14 protein-coding genes and 1 pseudogene are annotated in these 17,335 nt (G+C 30.3%); 5 read left to right on the top strand and 10 right to left on the bottom strand.

Annotation, left to right across the window (positions count from 1 at the left end):
- Window positions 1-45: 45 nt before the first annotated feature.
- The 6 genes from Q0L44_RS11215 to Q0L44_RS11190 form a co-directional block, all read right to left on the bottom strand.
- Window positions 46-225, bottom strand: a complete 180-nt coding sequence (locus Q0L44_RS11215; RefSeq protein WP_296638601.1) for a hypothetical protein — start codon at window positions 223-225, stop codon at window positions 46-48.
- A gap of 22 nt (window positions 226-247) precedes the next feature.
- Window positions 248-2,494 carry a T9SS type A sorting domain-containing protein gene (locus tag Q0L44_RS11210; RefSeq protein ID WP_296638598.1) on the bottom strand — a complete coding sequence of 749 codons (2,247 nt, stop codon included), beginning with the start codon at window positions 2,492-2,494 and terminating at the stop codon, window positions 248-250.
- Window positions 2,495-2,912: 418 nt separating this feature from the next.
- Entirely contained in the window at window positions 2,913-3,524 is a 612-nt protein-coding gene (locus Q0L44_RS11205) for a T9SS type A sorting domain-containing protein (RefSeq protein ID WP_296638595.1), read from the bottom strand.
- Between the two features lie 338 nt (window positions 3,525-3,862).
- Window positions 3,863-3,988, bottom strand: coding sequence for a hypothetical protein (locus tag Q0L44_RS11200; RefSeq protein ID WP_296638592.1), 126 nt, complete (start codon window positions 3,986-3,988; stop codon window positions 3,863-3,865).
- A gap of 5 nt (window positions 3,989-3,993) precedes the next feature.
- Window positions 3,994-4,275, bottom strand: coding sequence for a hypothetical protein (locus Q0L44_RS11195; RefSeq protein ID WP_296638590.1), 282 nt, complete (start codon window positions 4,273-4,275; stop codon window positions 3,994-3,996).
- Between the two features lie 3 nt (window positions 4,276-4,278).
- Window positions 4,279-4,713 carry a hypothetical protein gene (locus Q0L44_RS11190; RefSeq protein WP_296638588.1) on the bottom strand — a complete coding sequence of 145 codons (435 nt, stop codon included), beginning with the start codon at window positions 4,711-4,713 and terminating at the stop codon, window positions 4,279-4,281.
- A gap of 137 nt (window positions 4,714-4,850) precedes the next feature.
- On the opposite strand from Q0L44_RS11190, the gene Q0L44_RS11185 reads away from it, so the two are divergent.
- The 3 genes and pseudogenes from Q0L44_RS11185 to Q0L44_RS11175 all read left to right on the top strand — a co-directional run.
- The gene (locus Q0L44_RS11185; RefSeq protein WP_296638585.1) at window positions 4,851-6,515 is read left to right on the top strand and encodes a hypothetical protein; all 1,665 of its coding nucleotides are present in this window, start codon (window positions 4,851-4,853) and stop codon (window positions 6,513-6,515) included.
- A 6-nt stretch (window positions 6,516-6,521) separates the two neighbouring features.
- A complete protein-coding gene (locus Q0L44_RS11180) occupies window positions 6,522-7,823 on the top strand; it encodes a DUF5723 family protein (protein ID WP_296638581.1) in 1,302 nt (433 codons plus the stop codon).
- A 197-nt stretch (window positions 7,824-8,020) separates the two neighbouring features.
- Window positions 8,021-8,149 (top strand): annotated as a pseudogene (locus Q0L44_RS11175) (ribulose phosphate epimerase); the annotation flags it as partial.
- A gap of 294 nt (window positions 8,150-8,443) precedes the next feature.
- Here the strand turns inward: Q0L44_RS11175 and Q0L44_RS11170 are convergent.
- Window positions 8,444-9,982 carry a T9SS type A sorting domain-containing protein gene (locus Q0L44_RS11170; protein ID WP_296638580.1) on the bottom strand — a complete coding sequence of 513 codons (1,539 nt, stop codon included), beginning with the start codon at window positions 9,980-9,982 and terminating at the stop codon, window positions 8,444-8,446.
- 553 nt (window positions 9,983-10,535) lie between these two features.
- Between Q0L44_RS11170 and Q0L44_RS11165 the strand changes: the two genes are divergently transcribed.
- Window positions 10,536-11,294, top strand: coding sequence for a hypothetical protein (locus Q0L44_RS11165; protein WP_296638577.1), 759 nt, complete (start codon window positions 10,536-10,538; stop codon window positions 11,292-11,294).
- Between the two features lie 147 nt (window positions 11,295-11,441).
- Entirely contained in the window at window positions 11,442-12,095 is a 654-nt protein-coding gene (locus Q0L44_RS11160; protein ID WP_296638576.1) for a PliI family lysozyme inhibitor of I-type lysozyme, read from the top strand.
- A 300-nt stretch (window positions 12,096-12,395) separates the two neighbouring features.
- On the opposite strand, the gene Q0L44_RS11155 is transcribed toward Q0L44_RS11160, so the two are convergent.
- From Q0L44_RS11155 to Q0L44_RS11600, 3 genes are all read right to left on the bottom strand, one after another.
- Window positions 12,396-14,339: a LamG-like jellyroll fold domain-containing protein gene (locus tag Q0L44_RS11155; protein ID WP_296638573.1), complete on the bottom strand. Its 1,944-nt coding sequence runs from the start codon at window positions 14,337-14,339 to the stop codon at window positions 12,396-12,398.
- Complete coding sequence (locus Q0L44_RS11150) at window positions 14,336-15,046, bottom strand: T9SS type A sorting domain-containing protein (RefSeq protein WP_296638571.1); 711 nt, start codon at window positions 15,044-15,046, stop codon at window positions 14,336-14,338. The genes Q0L44_RS11155 and Q0L44_RS11150 overlap by 4 nt, the downstream gene beginning before the upstream one ends.
- Before the next feature lie 266 nt (window positions 15,047-15,312).
- Window positions 15,313-17,335 (bottom strand): BspA family leucine-rich repeat surface protein (locus Q0L44_RS11600; RefSeq protein WP_366085444.1); only part of this gene is annotated, 2,023 nt, incomplete at its 5' end.

Genomic DNA, 17,335 nt, shown 5'->3' with positions numbered 1-17,335 from the left:
CAATTTTATAAAATTGGGATTTTTAAAAATAAATTTTATTTCTAATTAAAAACCTGTTCCTGGAGCTTCAGGACTTTGTGCCTGTGCTTTCTGTGGGTTTAAAATCATATAAGTACCTAATGCAGTAAGTGCTGCATATTTACCATAACTACCTATCTTTTTTATCGCGTCTTTACGTGTAATTTCTTGTTCTTTATTTTGAGTGTTTTTTATATTTTTTTTCATGATGTCTTGTCTTATTTAATGTTTATTCTAAAACTATTTTTTTATTTAATTTCCCTGCCTCTGTTTCTAATTGAACTATATAAACACCTGAAGCTAAATTTGGTAAAGTAATTTCTTTAACTCCACTTGTATTGAAGTTAGTACTCATTACTTGTTTCCCTAAAATATTGAATAATTTTACACTTGCTTTACCTTGCGATAAGCCAACAATTCTTAATGTTGAAGTATTCGATTTATAAATACTTACACTATTTAACAATTCTGTATCTGTAGATAAAGCACTAGATTTAGCATGTAAGTAAAAACGACCTTCTGTAGATTTTTCTGATACTATAGCAGTATATGCAGAATTTACTTCATCTAATCTTGTAAACGTACTTTTTAATCTATCTTCTAAAAATACTTTATAACCCGTTGGTACATTTAAAGTTTCTGCAGAAAAAGTAATTTCTGAATCTGCATCCGCAGTTACCCCTACAGGAATAATCATATCTTCATAATTCTCATTTGGTAATGATTGAATAGCTAATTTTTTAGAAGAATTACCATCTACTAAACCAGTATATAACTCTAATTCTGATGCATAACCACCAAATATATTGCTATCATAACCATTATCAAAAGATGTTGTTTTACCATCAATATATCTAATTGAAGTTTTTCGATTTAGTTTTCCACTTGCAATAGATAAATCTATTTCGAATCTACTATTTGTAGTCTTATAAAACGGATTACTATTAGATTCGTGCGTCTGCATTGCTTCAGTAAAACTAAAATCACCAGCAGTGGTAGTTTTTACAAAAAAGCCTTGAAGTGGTTGTATATGAAAGGCATTACTAGATAGATTTTTAGTTACCCAAGTCTCATTGTCTGAATCCCAAAACCAAATTGTACCATCTATTAAAGATGAATTTGCAGTTAAAACGTTAATTGCATCTGCATTAGGATTTCCATACAAATACGTTGGGTAAGGGTTACCTACTAAATTATAGCCATTTCCGTCAGTAGAAACTGCAACGGAAACATCATCAGTATGTAAGTCTCCCATGAATACTACATCATGTTTTGAACCTCCTGCATTATTTGACTTCGTAGCCCATCCGATTCCACTACCCCATACAGGTCCTGTTCCATGATCGTCAGTAACATATACATATTTACCAGTAGTTCCTGCTGCTGCACCAGGATCAAAAACAGATCTAGAATCATCATAAGAACCAAAAGCATACTTATTGCCTTCCTTAACTGTATAGTTCCTTGAATCATCGAGTGTTTTGAACTGTTTTGCATTACTTAAACCTGATGAAACCAACGTCCATTTGTCTTGTGATAATCTTTTGACAATGGTAGTCTTCTTATCCGAAGTGTATGCACCTCCAATGGTAACCGTAGAAAAGTTTCCATTTTGAGCGTACAAAATCATCCCATCATTAGATCTAGCAAGAGAAATATCTCCTTCAACTGTTAGCGTATTATTTTGTCGTAATATCAATTGAGCTCCAGAAGTAGACCCGATTGATTTCGCTGTTGCAACTCCCATATTCGAAGGTATTGTTACAACGTGACCTAAAACAACATCATATTCCGAAGTAGGCGTTGCACTAGGTGTAGTTGCAGCTGTTCCAGAAACTGTCCAAACAGTTGGATCATTCCATTCCCCATCTTTAGTAGACGTCATTGTTGGAGGTATGGGTGCAGATGAAGCTGCCACAATAACGTTATCCAAATTAAGAGATGCTGAATCAGAATTTTCAAATGTAATATAAGTAATACCTGTAGTTAAAGGGACTCCTGTAACTGTTTGAGTAGAATAACTACTAGTAGTTGCAGTGTTAGTTCCTTCAGGGCCTCCATCATTCCTAATCATCGAAAATGAAGCTAATAGAGAAGAATTACCTCCAGTAGCATCTGTAGAATTAATTTTTATATCGTCTGATTTATTAGCTGAATTTTTGAAATAAGTAAAAGTAAAATTATAATTCCCATCTGCAGCAACAGATACTGGGATTATTATAGTACCACTTTTACCTGCACCACTATCAGCCTCACCAGCTGTACCTGAATTTATTCGGGTTTTTCTCCATTTCTCAACTATGTTATTAGTGCCTCCATTTCCAGAACCTAATTTATTGTTTGCAAAATGAGCATTATTTTGTGAAAGATCACCAGTCTCAACTTCTATAGTGCCTGGTAGTGTTGTTTGACTATAAAATGCGAATCCACTTATAAGCAGTGCTGCAAATAATAATTTGTGTAAAATTTTCTTCATAATTTTTAAATTTATTTAATGAGAGAATATTTGCAATGTAAAACCAAAACCACGCTCAAGTATCCTGCACTATACCGTTTTTTGTCAATTTAGTGTATTTTTAAGGTAATATAGTATTATTTTTTACTCATTTATTTAAAAACCCTTGTTGAAATTAGTTCTTGCAAACATTCTTGCAAACATTTCAGGATTAAAACTCTTCTAAACAGGAATTCGTTTCAAATAAAATCTTCTTATCCAAACTACCAATGTTGTAGTTACAAATGCGGTACTTTATGGAACAAACTTTAAAACCATTTTTAATATTATTTATTAGTTAAATGTTTTTCTTTTATTGAAGTGTATTGCATAAAAAAACACCTATATTTCTATAAGTGCCTTTTAAATACTATTTAATCTTCTAATAGTTAGAATGGTATTAATTCTTAACTACTTTATAACTAACTTCTTTATTCTCTAATTTATCGAATGCTTTGACAATATAAATAGCAGAAGATAGATTTGACATATCAATTTTATTTCCTTTAAGCGACATTACTTTATTTCCTACCATATCATATACTTCTATATCATACTCTTTATCACTATTTAGTGACAATAAAGAAGATGTAGGGTTTGGAAATAGTGTAGGCTTTTTATCTATTTTAGGTACTGTATATGATAAAGCTTGTTGTGAAAGGTCATATTCTATCCAATTAACCAACTCCGCTAGAGAACTATTAGTTATACTGTAAAGATTAAAACCCTCTGGAATAATTAAATTATTTAAATTATTTAAATTATCATAATTGTGACCTACCATATCAGTACGATATGTTTCAACCTCATCCCCATCTTGGTCTGTTATTTTTAAATTTAATCCCGAAATAATTTTCCAAACCTTTCCCTCTGGAACTGTAATAGCATTCTCAACTCCATTTATATCAATATTTGAAATAAGACCTATGTTGGTTATACGATAGTTTTCGAATTGCGAAAAAGTATACTGTGTAAAAAGTATAATTGAAAGTGTAAATAATAATTTTCTCATAATATTTTTTTAAAAGTTTCTCAAATATATAAAAATTTAAGCTTTGAAGTGGAGAAAGAATGGTGCAGGATAGAATTACTGAAGAACCTACACCACCCAATCTACTGGATAAAAGAAAAAAGAACTAATCAAAAAATGAACAAAACTAAAACTGTGTTGTTTAATTACTTTTTATACCCCTGTAAATAGCACCCACCATTAATAAGACCAATGCTATTAAAAATACATCTACTAATATCTCCATACTTAATTGTTTATTATTATCTTCTAATAGATGTTATATAACCATCTTTATCTACCTTAACACTCTTGATGTTACCTTTCATTCTGAAAGTACCCTATGGTGCAACTCTTATTCCTTTACCATCTGCATAATAAATAAACATCTCTTGGCCTATTTCCCAATCTAAAGCACCAACTTTAGTATCGTTTATTAGGTATATTGATTTTAATACGTTCTTCATATCTCTTACTTTAAATCTTTAGCAATTTCATCTTGTATCTTTTGAAACAATTCCTGCTTTCTTGCTTCTTCCTGTTTTGATACATCAGATTGTTCAACTGTATCGAAATAAGAACTATTAACTTGTTTGTAACGCTTCTTAACTTTCGTTAGTTGTTGAGGTTCTGAAGCTTTAATATTCTTTGCAAATGAACTAATTGTCTTTAATAAACCTTGTACACTTGCGTTCTTTATAACTGTACTTGCACCATTTGTGTGAACCAGCTTCATTGAAAAACTACCTGCCATAACTTATAGATTTCTAAATGCCATTGGGTTACGCATCAACTCTTTACTCGCACTTCTAAATCCACCAAAAATGTATTCACTCTCTTTGTTTCCTATCTCTTCTATTAACTCTTTTAAGGGTCTTATAATTGGTATAGAGAGTTTCCTTACGTTCTTTGTCCTATTCTTCGTTTTCTGTCTCACAAATGAGATGAAATCATCTTCTATGTCTGTCCATTTGAATTGTAGAACATCCGACATATTACTTCCGTTACATAAAAAACAAAGTTTCCAATGGTTATAAGCGTTTCTTTGATACTTTGTATCAAAAGCGTTAAAAAACATTAATCTATGTACCTGATCTACGGAAAAGATTTGTTTTTCTGTATTGTAGGTTTTAATGATGTATTTGTTCTTACCATTTGGCATTGAATTAGTAGCATAATTAAAAAGGATCAAATCATTAATCCCTGTTCTACTTTGTTAAAAACATTGTGTTCGTTAGTTACTTAATAATGTGTTAAAAACTGTATTTTTAATCTTTGATAAAGTTAATGTAACAAAACCTATTGCGTAAACCAAAATGAAATTTAAAAATGAAAAACAAACAAACAAAGCTATCTCTAACGCTACTTTTTGTTGGGCTTATTATCTCTTGTGACGTATCCTATTTGGATAAAGAAATTGATGATTTCTCATGGAATGGTAGTATAAAAATACCTGCTGGATTCATAAATTACAATTTATCTGAAATCTTTGAGGATTTAGGAAGCAGCGATCTTGAACCTACTTCTACAGAAGAGTTTAGCTTTAATTACACAGAGACTTTCTCTGGAGAAAACAACTATACATTTAATGTTGATATTGACGACACCTCAATTGAAAGCTCTATTGAAAGCCCTATTACAGCAGATGATTTAGCTACTATTGGAGAAAACTTTCCTTACACAATTACGCAAGAAATAGCTCCTGGTGTTGCAAACCCACTTATCGGCACTTACAGTATAAGCGATCAAAAAACACATGATTTAAATTTAACTCAGGAACTTACAGGTGTAGAATTTAACTCAGGAACCATGCTTATCGCATTTAAATCTACTGTTGATGCCAATATGGAGATCATAGTAACCATACCCTCATTTACTAAAAAAAGTGATCAAAGTATCTACACGGAAACCATCTCTATTTCAGGAAGATCTAATGAAAATATTCTCCTTGATTTAAGTGGATATAATGCTGACCTTACAAATGATGGGACTGGTACAGGTAAAACAACAAATATCATTTTTATAAATTTAGACGCTTCTTTCACTTTTGCTGTAGGTAATAATACTGATGCCAATGATGCAATATCATATGAAGCTTTAATAGAGAATATTGGATACGATGTAACCTATGGAGATTTTAAACAGGAATCATTTAATATATCTTCTAACACTATAGATTTAGGTGACTTTTTTGATAATTTTAGCGGTGGAGACGTTGCTTTTGACAATGTAGAAATGGCTATTAATGTTACTAACGATTATGGCTTTCCGATAAGTATGAATTTATCGTCTGTAAAAGCAGTAAATGCTAATTCTTCTATAAACCTTAACTATACAGGAAGCACGTCGCTACCAAATACAATTATTATAGACGGAGTTGAAAATTTTGGAGATGACGAAAAAGAAACCAACACTTTATTAAATGACACTAACTCTAATATTACTAACTTATTAGAATCTAAACCAACATCTATAGAATTTGATATTTCTGGAAAAGCAAACCCTATAGATGATGGAAATCCTAATAAAAACTTTTTTGCTGCTGTTAATAATGATTTTAATGCAGAAGTTTCTATAAAGTTTGATAAAGTTAGTTTAGATAAGGAAATAGAATTTAGTGATGGAGAAGATTTAAACGATTTTGAATACATTAAACTTCTTGTAAACGTAGAAAACAAAACTCCATTAACTGGAGATATCTTGCTAGAATTTAAAAACAGTAATGGACAAGTAATTCACACAGAATCTATAAATGCTTTTCAAGCAGCAAATGTAAATACTTCTGGCGAATCTGATGGAGTTGGGATATTATCTGATTTTGAAATTGAACTTGATCAAAATGAAATCAATCAAATAGTAGATACTGACAAAATAAATGTTAGAGTAACTTTAGCATTACCAACAGGAAGAAATTCTGTGATGATAAAAGGAAGTGATGCAATTAATGTTGCTGTTGCCATAGAAGTTAATGCAAATATAACACCTGATAATTAATACGTTATGAAAAAACACTTTTATACAACTATACTATTATTTTTTGTTTTAATTGGTAATCTTAAAGCACAAGACTATTTATCATTTTATAACTTAGGAGACTATGTTATACAAACACAAAATGTATCACCTATATATTTACCCAAATATAAAGTAAACTTTGGTACACCATTAAATCTTGGAGTTAATCTTAATTCTGGAATTAAGCTAAACGATATTTTAGTAGAAAGTGGTAATAATTTAAAAGTGGACTTTAATAGCCTTAACGCTGCTGCTGAAGATGCTAATACTTTTGCCACAGATGTAGTTGCTAACATTTTTATGTTGGGTTTTAAAACCAAGAAAGGATCTATGACTGTTTTCGCGAATGCAAAAAGTAATTTAGTTTGGGAGTTCTCAAAAGATTTTACAAATGTTGCTGCAAACGGTTTTGGACAAAGTTTTGCTTTATCTAAAGAAAAACTAGGGTTTACCACTTATTCTGAAATAGGAATAGGTATTACCAGGATTTTTCTTGACGATAAGCTTTCTGTAGGATTAAGACTAAAATCTTTAAACGGTATTACACACGCTTCTTTAGAAGAAAACGCTCAATTTGCTTTAGATATTAACCCTACTAATTTTTTATGGACGGCAAATACTGCAAATGCAACTATAAATACCTCCGGTATTTCAGATACTGATGATTTAGCATTTTTTGGATCTAATAGTGGTTTTGCAATGGATATAGGGTTAGGATATGAATTAAATGATGAATTTTCTTTTGAATTATCCATAAATGATTTAGGTTCTATAAACTGGAAAGACAAAGTAGCCAACTATAATTTACAAGACGTTAACAAAGGAGTTTATAGTGGATTTGACTTTGAAGATTCAGGAAACTTTCAAGAAGAAATTGAAGATGCTTTAAATGATGTTTTAGGTGCTTCTGAAACTACAGAAAGTTTTAAAACAGAAATTGGTTCTAGAACTTTCTTTTCTGCTAAATACAAAATGTCTGAAAAAAATGTATTTAGAGCAACATACTTTAGTAATAACAACCCTTATATAGCTATTAAACCAACTTATGGTTTAGGCTACAACAGAGAGCTTAACAGAGCGACTTATGGTTTAGTTGCAAGTGTTGGTGGTAATAGCGGAGATTTTAGACTTGGTGCAAACATGGCAGTACAGTTAGGTTTCTTACAACTATATACAGCTTTAGATAACCTTTCTAGTATTGGAGGTAAAGTGCAAGAAGTAAATACTGCAAATTTTAGATTTGGTGTAAACTTTCTTTTTGGACAATTAAATAAATCTGAAAAATAATAGGTGAAAATGATGAGGATGAAGAATCTAAAACCCTTGTTTTAATTAATTTTTGCAAGCATTCTTGCAAACATTTCAGGGTTAAAACTCTTCTAAACAAGAATTCGTTTCAAATAAAATCTTCTTATCCAAACTACCAATGTAATGATAAGTCGTAAATCTTAGTTTGTCTTTGTGTCCCATCATCTCTGCAATCCTCTCTAATAATAGAAGACCCTAACTTTCCTTTACGAAGTCAAAAAATTAGAGATGATAGACATGGACCTACAAGTTGGATTTCTGTAATCATTAGAGAAGGAAAATTTAGACAAGTTAGAAAAATGACTTTTAAAACGCTTATTTATTAGTTATATATTTTTTTTATGATGTATATATATTTAAAGCCTGTAAATAGGAATGGTATTTTTTAATGATAACGTGTTTCGCGGTTACCATCCTGAACCCGGTTCTGTTGGAGCGCTATTAGCCTGAGCTTTCTGTGGGTTTAGTATCATAAAAGTACCCAATGCAGTTAGCGCTGCATATTTACCGTAATTTCCTATTTTTTATCGCTTCTTTACGAGTGATATCTTCTTGTTTATTGTTGCTGTTTTCCATATTAATTTTCTTTATGGTGTAAATTAATTTAAAGTGATTTTTTTATTCAATTTCCCAGATTCAGCTTCTAACTGAACAATATAAACTCCGCTCGCTAAATTGGGTAGGGTTATGTCTTTATTCCCATTGGTAGAAAAAGATGTACTTAAAACTTCTCTTCCTAATAAATTAAATAACTTAAAACTTGAACTACCTTGAGCTAATCCTGAAATTCTTAAATTGTTAGCATTCGTTTTATAAATACGAATTGAATTTAAATCTACACTATCAATACTTAGAGCACTACTAGATTTTGTGTGTAAATAAAAACGCCCTACACCATCTAATTTCTCAGTTGTTTTTATTTTGTATTCTGAGTTAGCATCATTTAATTTTGTAAAGGTATTTTCAATTCTATCTTCTAAATAAACATTAATACCTGTTGGTAAATTTGAGGTTTCAGTTGAAAATATAATTTCTTTGTTAGCTTCAGCAATAACCCCAACAGGAATTACCATGTTTTCATAATCTGAAGGTGGTAAAGATTGAATACCTAATTTTCTTCCAGTTCCATTTTCAGCTACTTCTGTATACACTATAAATTCATGAGAAACACCTCCAAATATAGAGCTGTCATAACCATTATCAAAGCTTTTTGTAGTCCCTGAAATATAATAAATCTCAGACTTTTTACTAATTGCTTCGCTTGTTAGTGAAAGTTTAATTTCAGGTCTAACATTTTTTTGGAAAGTTGCACCAGTTCCATGAGATTGCATAGATTCTGTTATATAATAAGGACTGTTATTATTTTTTTTCTTAACAAAAAACCCTTGAACAGGAGCTATGTGAAAAGAATTTGAAGCATTATTTTTTGTATCGTAAGATTCAGTAGATGCATTCCATAACCAAATTGTTGCTTCAGCTAACTCATCAGTGTTTCTTGTTAAGATATTATTATTACTATCTGCATTTGTGTTTGCAGCTATGTAAGACGGATACGGATTACCCAATAAGACAAAAGTCCCTGCTCCAGCTTGACTTTCCGCAAAAACATCTTCAGTTTTTAAAGTACCGGTAAAAGGTAAATTACCAGAAGCATCTTTTTTAACAGCATAACCAATACCAGAGACGAAAGGATTAGCATGGTCGTATGTCCAAGTACCCTCGAAGTACGTCCCAATTGCTTCTTGTCCACTTGCATTTTCAGTTATATCTCCAGCAGTATTTAAGAGATTAAAACCATCTTCTCCAACAACAGGTGAAGAAATTAAATACCAATTGTTAGTAGCTAGATTTCTGTTATAGGTAATAGTTCCTTCAAAGATATTTTGTGCTAGTAAACTAGTTCCTGAAGCCATGGCAACTGTATTTACAGTTACTGCACCAGAGGCTGTTGGGTAATTGGTTAAACCAGAAGGTATATCCACATTATCAATAGTAGAAGGTACAGAACCAGTTGACCAATTGTCTGCTGTTGCCCAATCATTGTTTATATTTCCATTCCAAGTAATAGTAGTTTGAGCTATTAAAGATAAGCTTAAAAAGTAAAATAAAATAAACTGAATTGTTATTTTTTGTTTCATGCTCTAATATTTAAAATATAAATAGTTGTAATTAAAATGGATTTTGTCGTAGCAAATTTAAGGAAAAAAAGTCATTTTTTTTAATAAACTTCATGTACACTAGTTTAAAGAAAATAGCAACTGCGGATAATAGAACAAAAAACAAAATTTCTAAAGTAAATCAATAAAAATGTCTTTGGCAAACAATAAAACTAATGAACTCTGGAGTAGTTTTATGCCTAAAAAAAGATTACAAATACAGTTTTTAATAAATTGTTAAGCAACTAAAGAACAGAATGTTTTGAACGAAGTAGCAGAAGGATTAATAATTTGATCCTTTTTAATTATGCATTTTACTACCATTTCCAAAAGGGTTCGCTTTGCTTATTTAAACACTATTAAATCCATTCAAAAGAATTTAATTGAATAGCGCCTTTTCAATTAGTTTAAACTCATATTATTAAAGATATAGTATATATTTGTGTTTAAATTTATTGAGAAAGTATCTCAAAAATTATTTTTAGATCAATTAAATATTTTTTCACAAAATTACACCTCATCATAAATCATTAAAATGAAAAAAAAACTAGTATTAGTCATAATAATTCTACTTTTCAATTCAGGATTTTCTCAAGAATTAAAAAAAGAAAATTATGAAGTAGTAAAATTATTTATTGAAAAGATTAAAAAAAATAATATTAAGGAGTTAGGGCTTCAAATTAGATATCCATTGAGAAGAGAATATCCAGTATCAAACATTCGTAATAAAGAGGAATTTGAAAAAAGATATAATGAGGTTTTTGATGATAGTTTGAAAACAAAAATAATTTCGTCAAATATTAATACGGACTGGTCAACTGTTGGATGGAGAAAAATAATGTTTAATAATGGTATCTTATGGCTTGATTATGACGGACGATTACTATCGATAAACTATGAATCAAATTTAGAGAGAGATAGAAGGTTTAAAATAATTGAACAAGACAAAAATTTAATTCACGAAAGTTTAAAAGATTTTAATGAACCTATTCATTACATTAAAACGAAAAAAACTAAAATAAGAATAGATAGAATGCATAACGGGAAATATAGATATTCTTCTTGGTCTATTAATTCTAAAATTAGCGAGAAACCTGATATAACAATAAAGAATGGAGTTTGGAGCCCAGAAGGTAGTGGGGGAAATCAAAGATATAAATTTACCAATGGTAACTATCAATATTACTGTTTCATAAATATCTTAGGTGCAGAGGATAGCTCCTCAGCTGAATTAATAATTCATAAAAATGAAAAAGAAATACTAAAAGAATTAGGACAAATTATAAGAAAATAAATATGTATTACATTTTATTATGAGTAATAGCTTGATAATCTTTAAATTTTAGTATTCGAATTACACTTAAACTGCGTAATATATTAACAGGGAAGTTTTACAAAGTCTACTACTAATGATATAATTTACCGTCAGCAATAATTAAAAATGAAATACTTAAAGAAAATTTTAATAGCTATAGTTGTAGCATCAACTATAACTTTATGCGCATGTAAGAAAAAAAATATAGAAAAGAATTTAGAAAAAATTGAAAATAATACTTTTTTAAGCACAGAAAACCTTAGATCGAAGAACCAAAAAAGTAGATTTCAAAAAACCTTATCCCTACAAAACATTACATTTTATATAGAAACTTTTAGAAATAAGTCTATTAATCAATTAACGATTAAACCTAAAGGATTGGAAATAAATAATGAAAAAATTATTCTTGAATTAGAAGGACAAGTTACCAATGCTGAAATTGAAGATTTAAATTCAGATGGGTTTCCTGAAATCTTAATTTATACAGTTTCTATAGGTAGTGGTAGTTATGGGAATGTAATTGGGTATTCAGTAAATAATGGAAAGTCTATAAGTCAAATTTACTTCCCTGAAATATCTGAAAATAAGACAGCAAAGATCGGATATATGGGACACGATGAATTTACAATTATAGAAACAAGTTTAGCAAGAAGGTTCCCTATTTACAAAGAGGGAGATACTAATAATAACCCAACGGGAGGTACTCGCCAAATAGAATACAAACTAAAAGCTGGCGAAGCATCTAAATTATTTGTAATAAATAAAATTAGTGAATATTAATAGTGAATTTTTAAAAATAAACGAGGTTCGTATAATATTTTAAAACCAAATTATTACAGTTTTAAAATGGGAGGTGTTCATGTTAGAGGTAAGAATGCTGCTACGTTTCAAATGATCTACATAATCATTATTCTTGGTGTAAACTTTATTAAATGTCCGATATCCTATTTTTAATATTACAATTTTAAGAAAAGAGTTTGTTTAGTGAATAAAATACACGACGTTATAATTTCGCATTTTTTTATTTATTAAATTATGAGTTTTTCACGATAATGATATGCGCTATAATTAATTTATATTTTAATCATTACTATATCCAACCTCAAATATACCTTTATCATATATAGCAAACACTTTATCACCTATGTAAGAAACTTCTCTAAAAGATCCAAAATCACTTGGAAGAATAGCTTCAGAAAAATCAATGTTATTAATTGAACTCCAATAAATTTTTTCATCATTTAATAAAACTATTGTGTCATTATAAAATACGATTTCAGCATATCCAGTTGATGTAAAGTTATCAAAAGTAAAAATTTCACTCCATGAATCTCCATCGTCAATTGACTTCATTAAAATATTTTTATTTTCAGAGTTATTCCAAGAAATTATGAAAACATCGTTGCCTCTAGTAGAAGTTGTTCTACACCTTTCACTTCTAATCTTATCAAAACTTAATCCATTATTTCTACTTCTTAATACTCCACCAACATTATTTCCGGGTGAACCTATAAAAATTGACCCATTTGATGTCACAGAAAAATCTCTCCAATCTTCATTATTTGTGCCTGAGGATGCAGACCAACTATCACCATTATCATCTGAATAATAAATCTTTCTTAAATATCCTTCTTTAGCAATAAGAATTCTATTATTTTCTAATTTTAAAAAATCATTTCCACTTGTGCCAAATCCATTTAATCCTATTGATCTCCACTCTTCATTCTCTAATTTAAAAAGACCATTATCTTTTGTTGAAATTAGTATGGAATTATTCAAGGTTTCTCCTAATAAATGCCCGTGTATATCCCCCCTGCTTACATTTAAGTTAAAATTTAGGTTTTCGTATGTTCCATTTATAGAGTCAGAGATATAAATATTATCTTCAGTTCTAATGATATATCTAGATGCCGAAGTTTTTATTAAATTTCTTGATTTTTCAATTAGTTTTACTTCTTTTAACTTAATGATTCTATTAGGTTGATTGCCCTCGATTTGCTCTATTCGATCAATCAACGCATCAAGTTTCGATTCTAAATAAGCTATTGTAACCGCATCTTGTGCATCCGTAGGATCTGCCAATCCTTTTAATTGAGTACCATTTGCATTGTTACCATTGGTGAGTACTTCCTGTATATTTTGTTGGGTTATTGAGTTTACCTCAGTTTCTAAATAACTTTTTGTAACTACATCTTGGTCATCTGTTGGGTCTGCCACATTTTTTATTTGATTATTTTCTGCACTTATGGTGCCGTTTAGTAGAATTTCAACATCACTTGAGTTGTTTGTTGAATTGAAAACACTTTGAATTTCTTGTTGTGTAAGCGCTCTACTCCAATACCCCATTTCATCAATTTTACCACTAAATAAGTACCAATGTCCGTTTGCCATGTGTAACTCACCAATAGTTAAATTAGTATTAGAATTATTTAACTGAATATTTAATATTTCTTCATTTACTAATACCCCATTTTGGTATTGTTTTAAAACTTGTCCATCAAAAGAAATTAAAACGTGTTCCCAAGTATTATAGGACAATGAACCACCTTGAGTTATATTAGGAGAAGAACCTTCTAATAAATTTGTAGATATATTTCCGTTATAATTTATTTGATGTCTAAAAATTGCTGTTCCATTTCCGTCCCATCTACCCATTATTGTGTGAGGTCGATTGTCAAAAGGGCTTGGTTTTTCAGCTAAATTTACCCATGCAGACATCGTAAAACTATTATTATTAGGTATTGCTGGCGTCCCTATTGTAATACTATTCTGTGAAGCACCCCAGCCAGAGGAACTATTAACAGTAAATAAATAAGCCTTATTTCCATTCCCATCCTTATCAGTTGTCAAAGTAGCACCATTTACAGTTCCATGGTTTCCATTTCCACTGGCATCATTGGCATTACCATTAAATGGATAGTATGCCACAAGCCCATCTGTAGGAATGTTAGAGGGTAATTCTTGTGCTTTTGTAAATGAGATTACAAAAGAAGAAAAAAGTAATATTAATAAAATTCGTTTCATAGCTTAATAATTTTAATAGATTTTACTGCTTTTTTTTCTGTTTTTATTCTTAAAATATATGAACCTATACTTAAGTGGCTCATGTTTAATTCGTTTTGTTTGGTAAACCCAACCTTTCTTCCGTTTATATCAAATAATTCTGCTTGTAGCAAATTGTCTGCTTTTATAAACACTCTATCTGCTGTTGGGTTTGGGTACACTACAATGTTGTCATTTTCAGTATTTGCATCTTCTACGCTAAGAGAAGCCTCTTGTGTGCTTACTGTTATAGACTTAAACGAAACAGCATCATTAAATGTATAACTAACCGTATTGTTAATTTCATCTACAGTCCCTGTATAGTACTGCCAGTTATTATCTTCTCCTCTTAATTGCATAACTAGTTCATTCTCGTCAATGTCGTTCAATTCTTCTTCTAAGTAAGAAAAAATTAAAGTACCTGTAAAACTTGTTACCAAATTTGAGGAATTATAAGAACGAGAAATGGAACTGTTATTTTCAAAATTTACTGCAGTAGCTGATCTAGATATAGTATTAATACCTTCTAGAACATAGGTGTTAGATGGCGCTATCTCTAATCCATCTAATACAATAGAACTACTAGGAGCAATAGAAATTGATGCTCCAGATTTTATTGTTAGTATTTGACCGTAACAAAAAGAGGTGGATAGAAGCCCTAAAAGGAGGAGAAGAATATATTTTTTCATGGTTATTTATTGAATTTAAAAATAAATTAATAAATCTGTTTATTACTTAAAAAATATACGACATCATATTTTCGAATATATTTTTAATTGAAAAAAACTGCCAGTTGAATCTATTCTCTAGCCTGTTGCAATAGTAAAAACTAAAAGCAAAACTAATTCATAATATAAAATTGTTATTCGGGTTCGAAGCCTAGCATATTCTCTGTAAGCTTGATACCTTTCAGCTTGAATAAACGTATCTGATTTTTCACTCCAATTTATAATACCTAATTCTTTATAAATTTTTTAATTACCTCTTTATCTCCATCATTTAATTTCAAGATATAAACACCTCTTTGAAGTTGATTAACATTTACTTCTCTAGATGTTTGTTTACTAAAAACTAATTTTCCTAATAAATTATAAATTGAAACTCTTATAGTATCTGATAAACCATCTATTATCAATTGATTATCAACTGGGTTTGGATAAATAGAAATATTTGTTAAGTTTTTGTCATCTACACCAGCAGTTGAACAATCTGAACCAGCGTCTGTTATTGTCCATTCGTAGGTATCTATTAGAATTTGTCTGGCATCTCCACCATTACAATAATTTACACCTAATGCACTTAAAGAAACTCCAGATTGAACATCTTGCTGTGACCAGTTTTTTAACACATTGTCATAATTATCTGTTGAAAGATCAGAATTATCAAACATATATGTCATATCGGTAACCTTTCTAACATCCCAATTATCTAATGGTTGATTAAATAAAATTGCATTAGAAAACATTTGACTCATTATAGTCACATTAATAGTGTTCCAACTATTTAATGGTTGATTGAAAGAATATGCATCGTAAAACATACTATTCATGTTAGTAACCTTACTAACATCCCAATCATTTAGTGGTTGATTGAAAGCTCTAGCATTCCAGAACATCCTAGACATATCAATAACATTACTAACATCCCAAGACTCTAAAGATCTATTAAATGAATTATTATATTCAAACATTCCAGCCATATTAGTCACATTACTAACATCCCAATTGTTTAAAGGCTGATTAAAAGAAGTAGCTCCCCTAAACATATAGACCATATTGGTAACACTACTAACATCCCAAGAACTAATGTCTTGATTAAATGCAGTTGCATTTATAAAAACAGCCCTCATGTTAGTCACGCTACTAGTGTCCCAAGGCCCAATAGGTTGGTTAAATGCAGTATTATTTCCAAACAAATCTTGCATATTAGTAACATTGCTGGTATTCCAATTACTAATATCTTGATTAAACGGCGAGTTAGAAAGCATAAAACTAATATCTGATACATTAGCCATATTCCACTCTCCAATATCTTGATTGAAAGAAGTATTGTTAAACATTCCATTCATATCAGTAACATTACTCACATCCCACGAACTAATATCTGCGTTAAATGCTACTTTATCATTAAAAAACTGCTTCATATTGGTAACTCTTGTAGTTACAACTTTAGTAACATCTTCATCATTAGCTACCATAGCTCTAAGTGATGCTTCATCTACGACAAGGTAAGAATCGCCGTCATTAGTTAATTTATAAGTGTTTCCAACCACAGCATTTTCTAAAGCCACTATAGTAACTCCATTTGTAGCTAAAGCAATTTCTCCACAATTACCCCATATTGGGTAATTATTTGTTTCTAGTATTCCTTCATTGTTAAATTGCGTTGGTTCACTAGAAATACTACTTGCACACCATTCTGAAATATTTTGATTAAAAGATGAGGCTGCATCAAAAAGATAATCCATGTTAGTCACATTACTAACGTCCCATTCTGAGATATCTTGGTTAAAAACAGGGTTCGCTTGAAACATTGCTTCTAATTTTGTTACCCCACTAAGATCCCAAGTAGTAATATTCCCGTTAAAGTTTGAAGATTTGAACATGTAGGCCATATCTAAAACGTTGGAAGTATTCCAAGAGTTTAAGTCCTGATTAAAAGCAGTAGCCCCGTCGAACATAATTGCCATATTAGTCACATTACTAACATCCCAATTGTTTAAAGGCTGATTAAAAGATGAAGCTCCAGCAAACATGTTATTCATATCTAATACACTACTCACATCCCAAGAACTAATGTCTTGGTTGAATGAAATAGCATCACGGAACATCCCTTTCATTGTTGTAACCTTAGAAGTATCCCAAGACTCTAAAGATCTATTAAATGAATTATTATATTCAAACATTCCAGCCATATTAGTCACATTACTAACATCCCAATTGTTTAAAGGCTGATTAAAAGAAGTAGCTCCCCTAAAC

The sequence above is a fragment of the Polaribacter sp. genome, assembly GCF_024639685.1.
In the GTDB taxonomy this organism is placed as follows: Bacteria; Bacteroidota; Bacteroidia; order Flavobacteriales; family Flavobacteriaceae; genus Polaribacter.
This window is presented reverse-complemented; position numbering and strand designations above follow the sequence as displayed.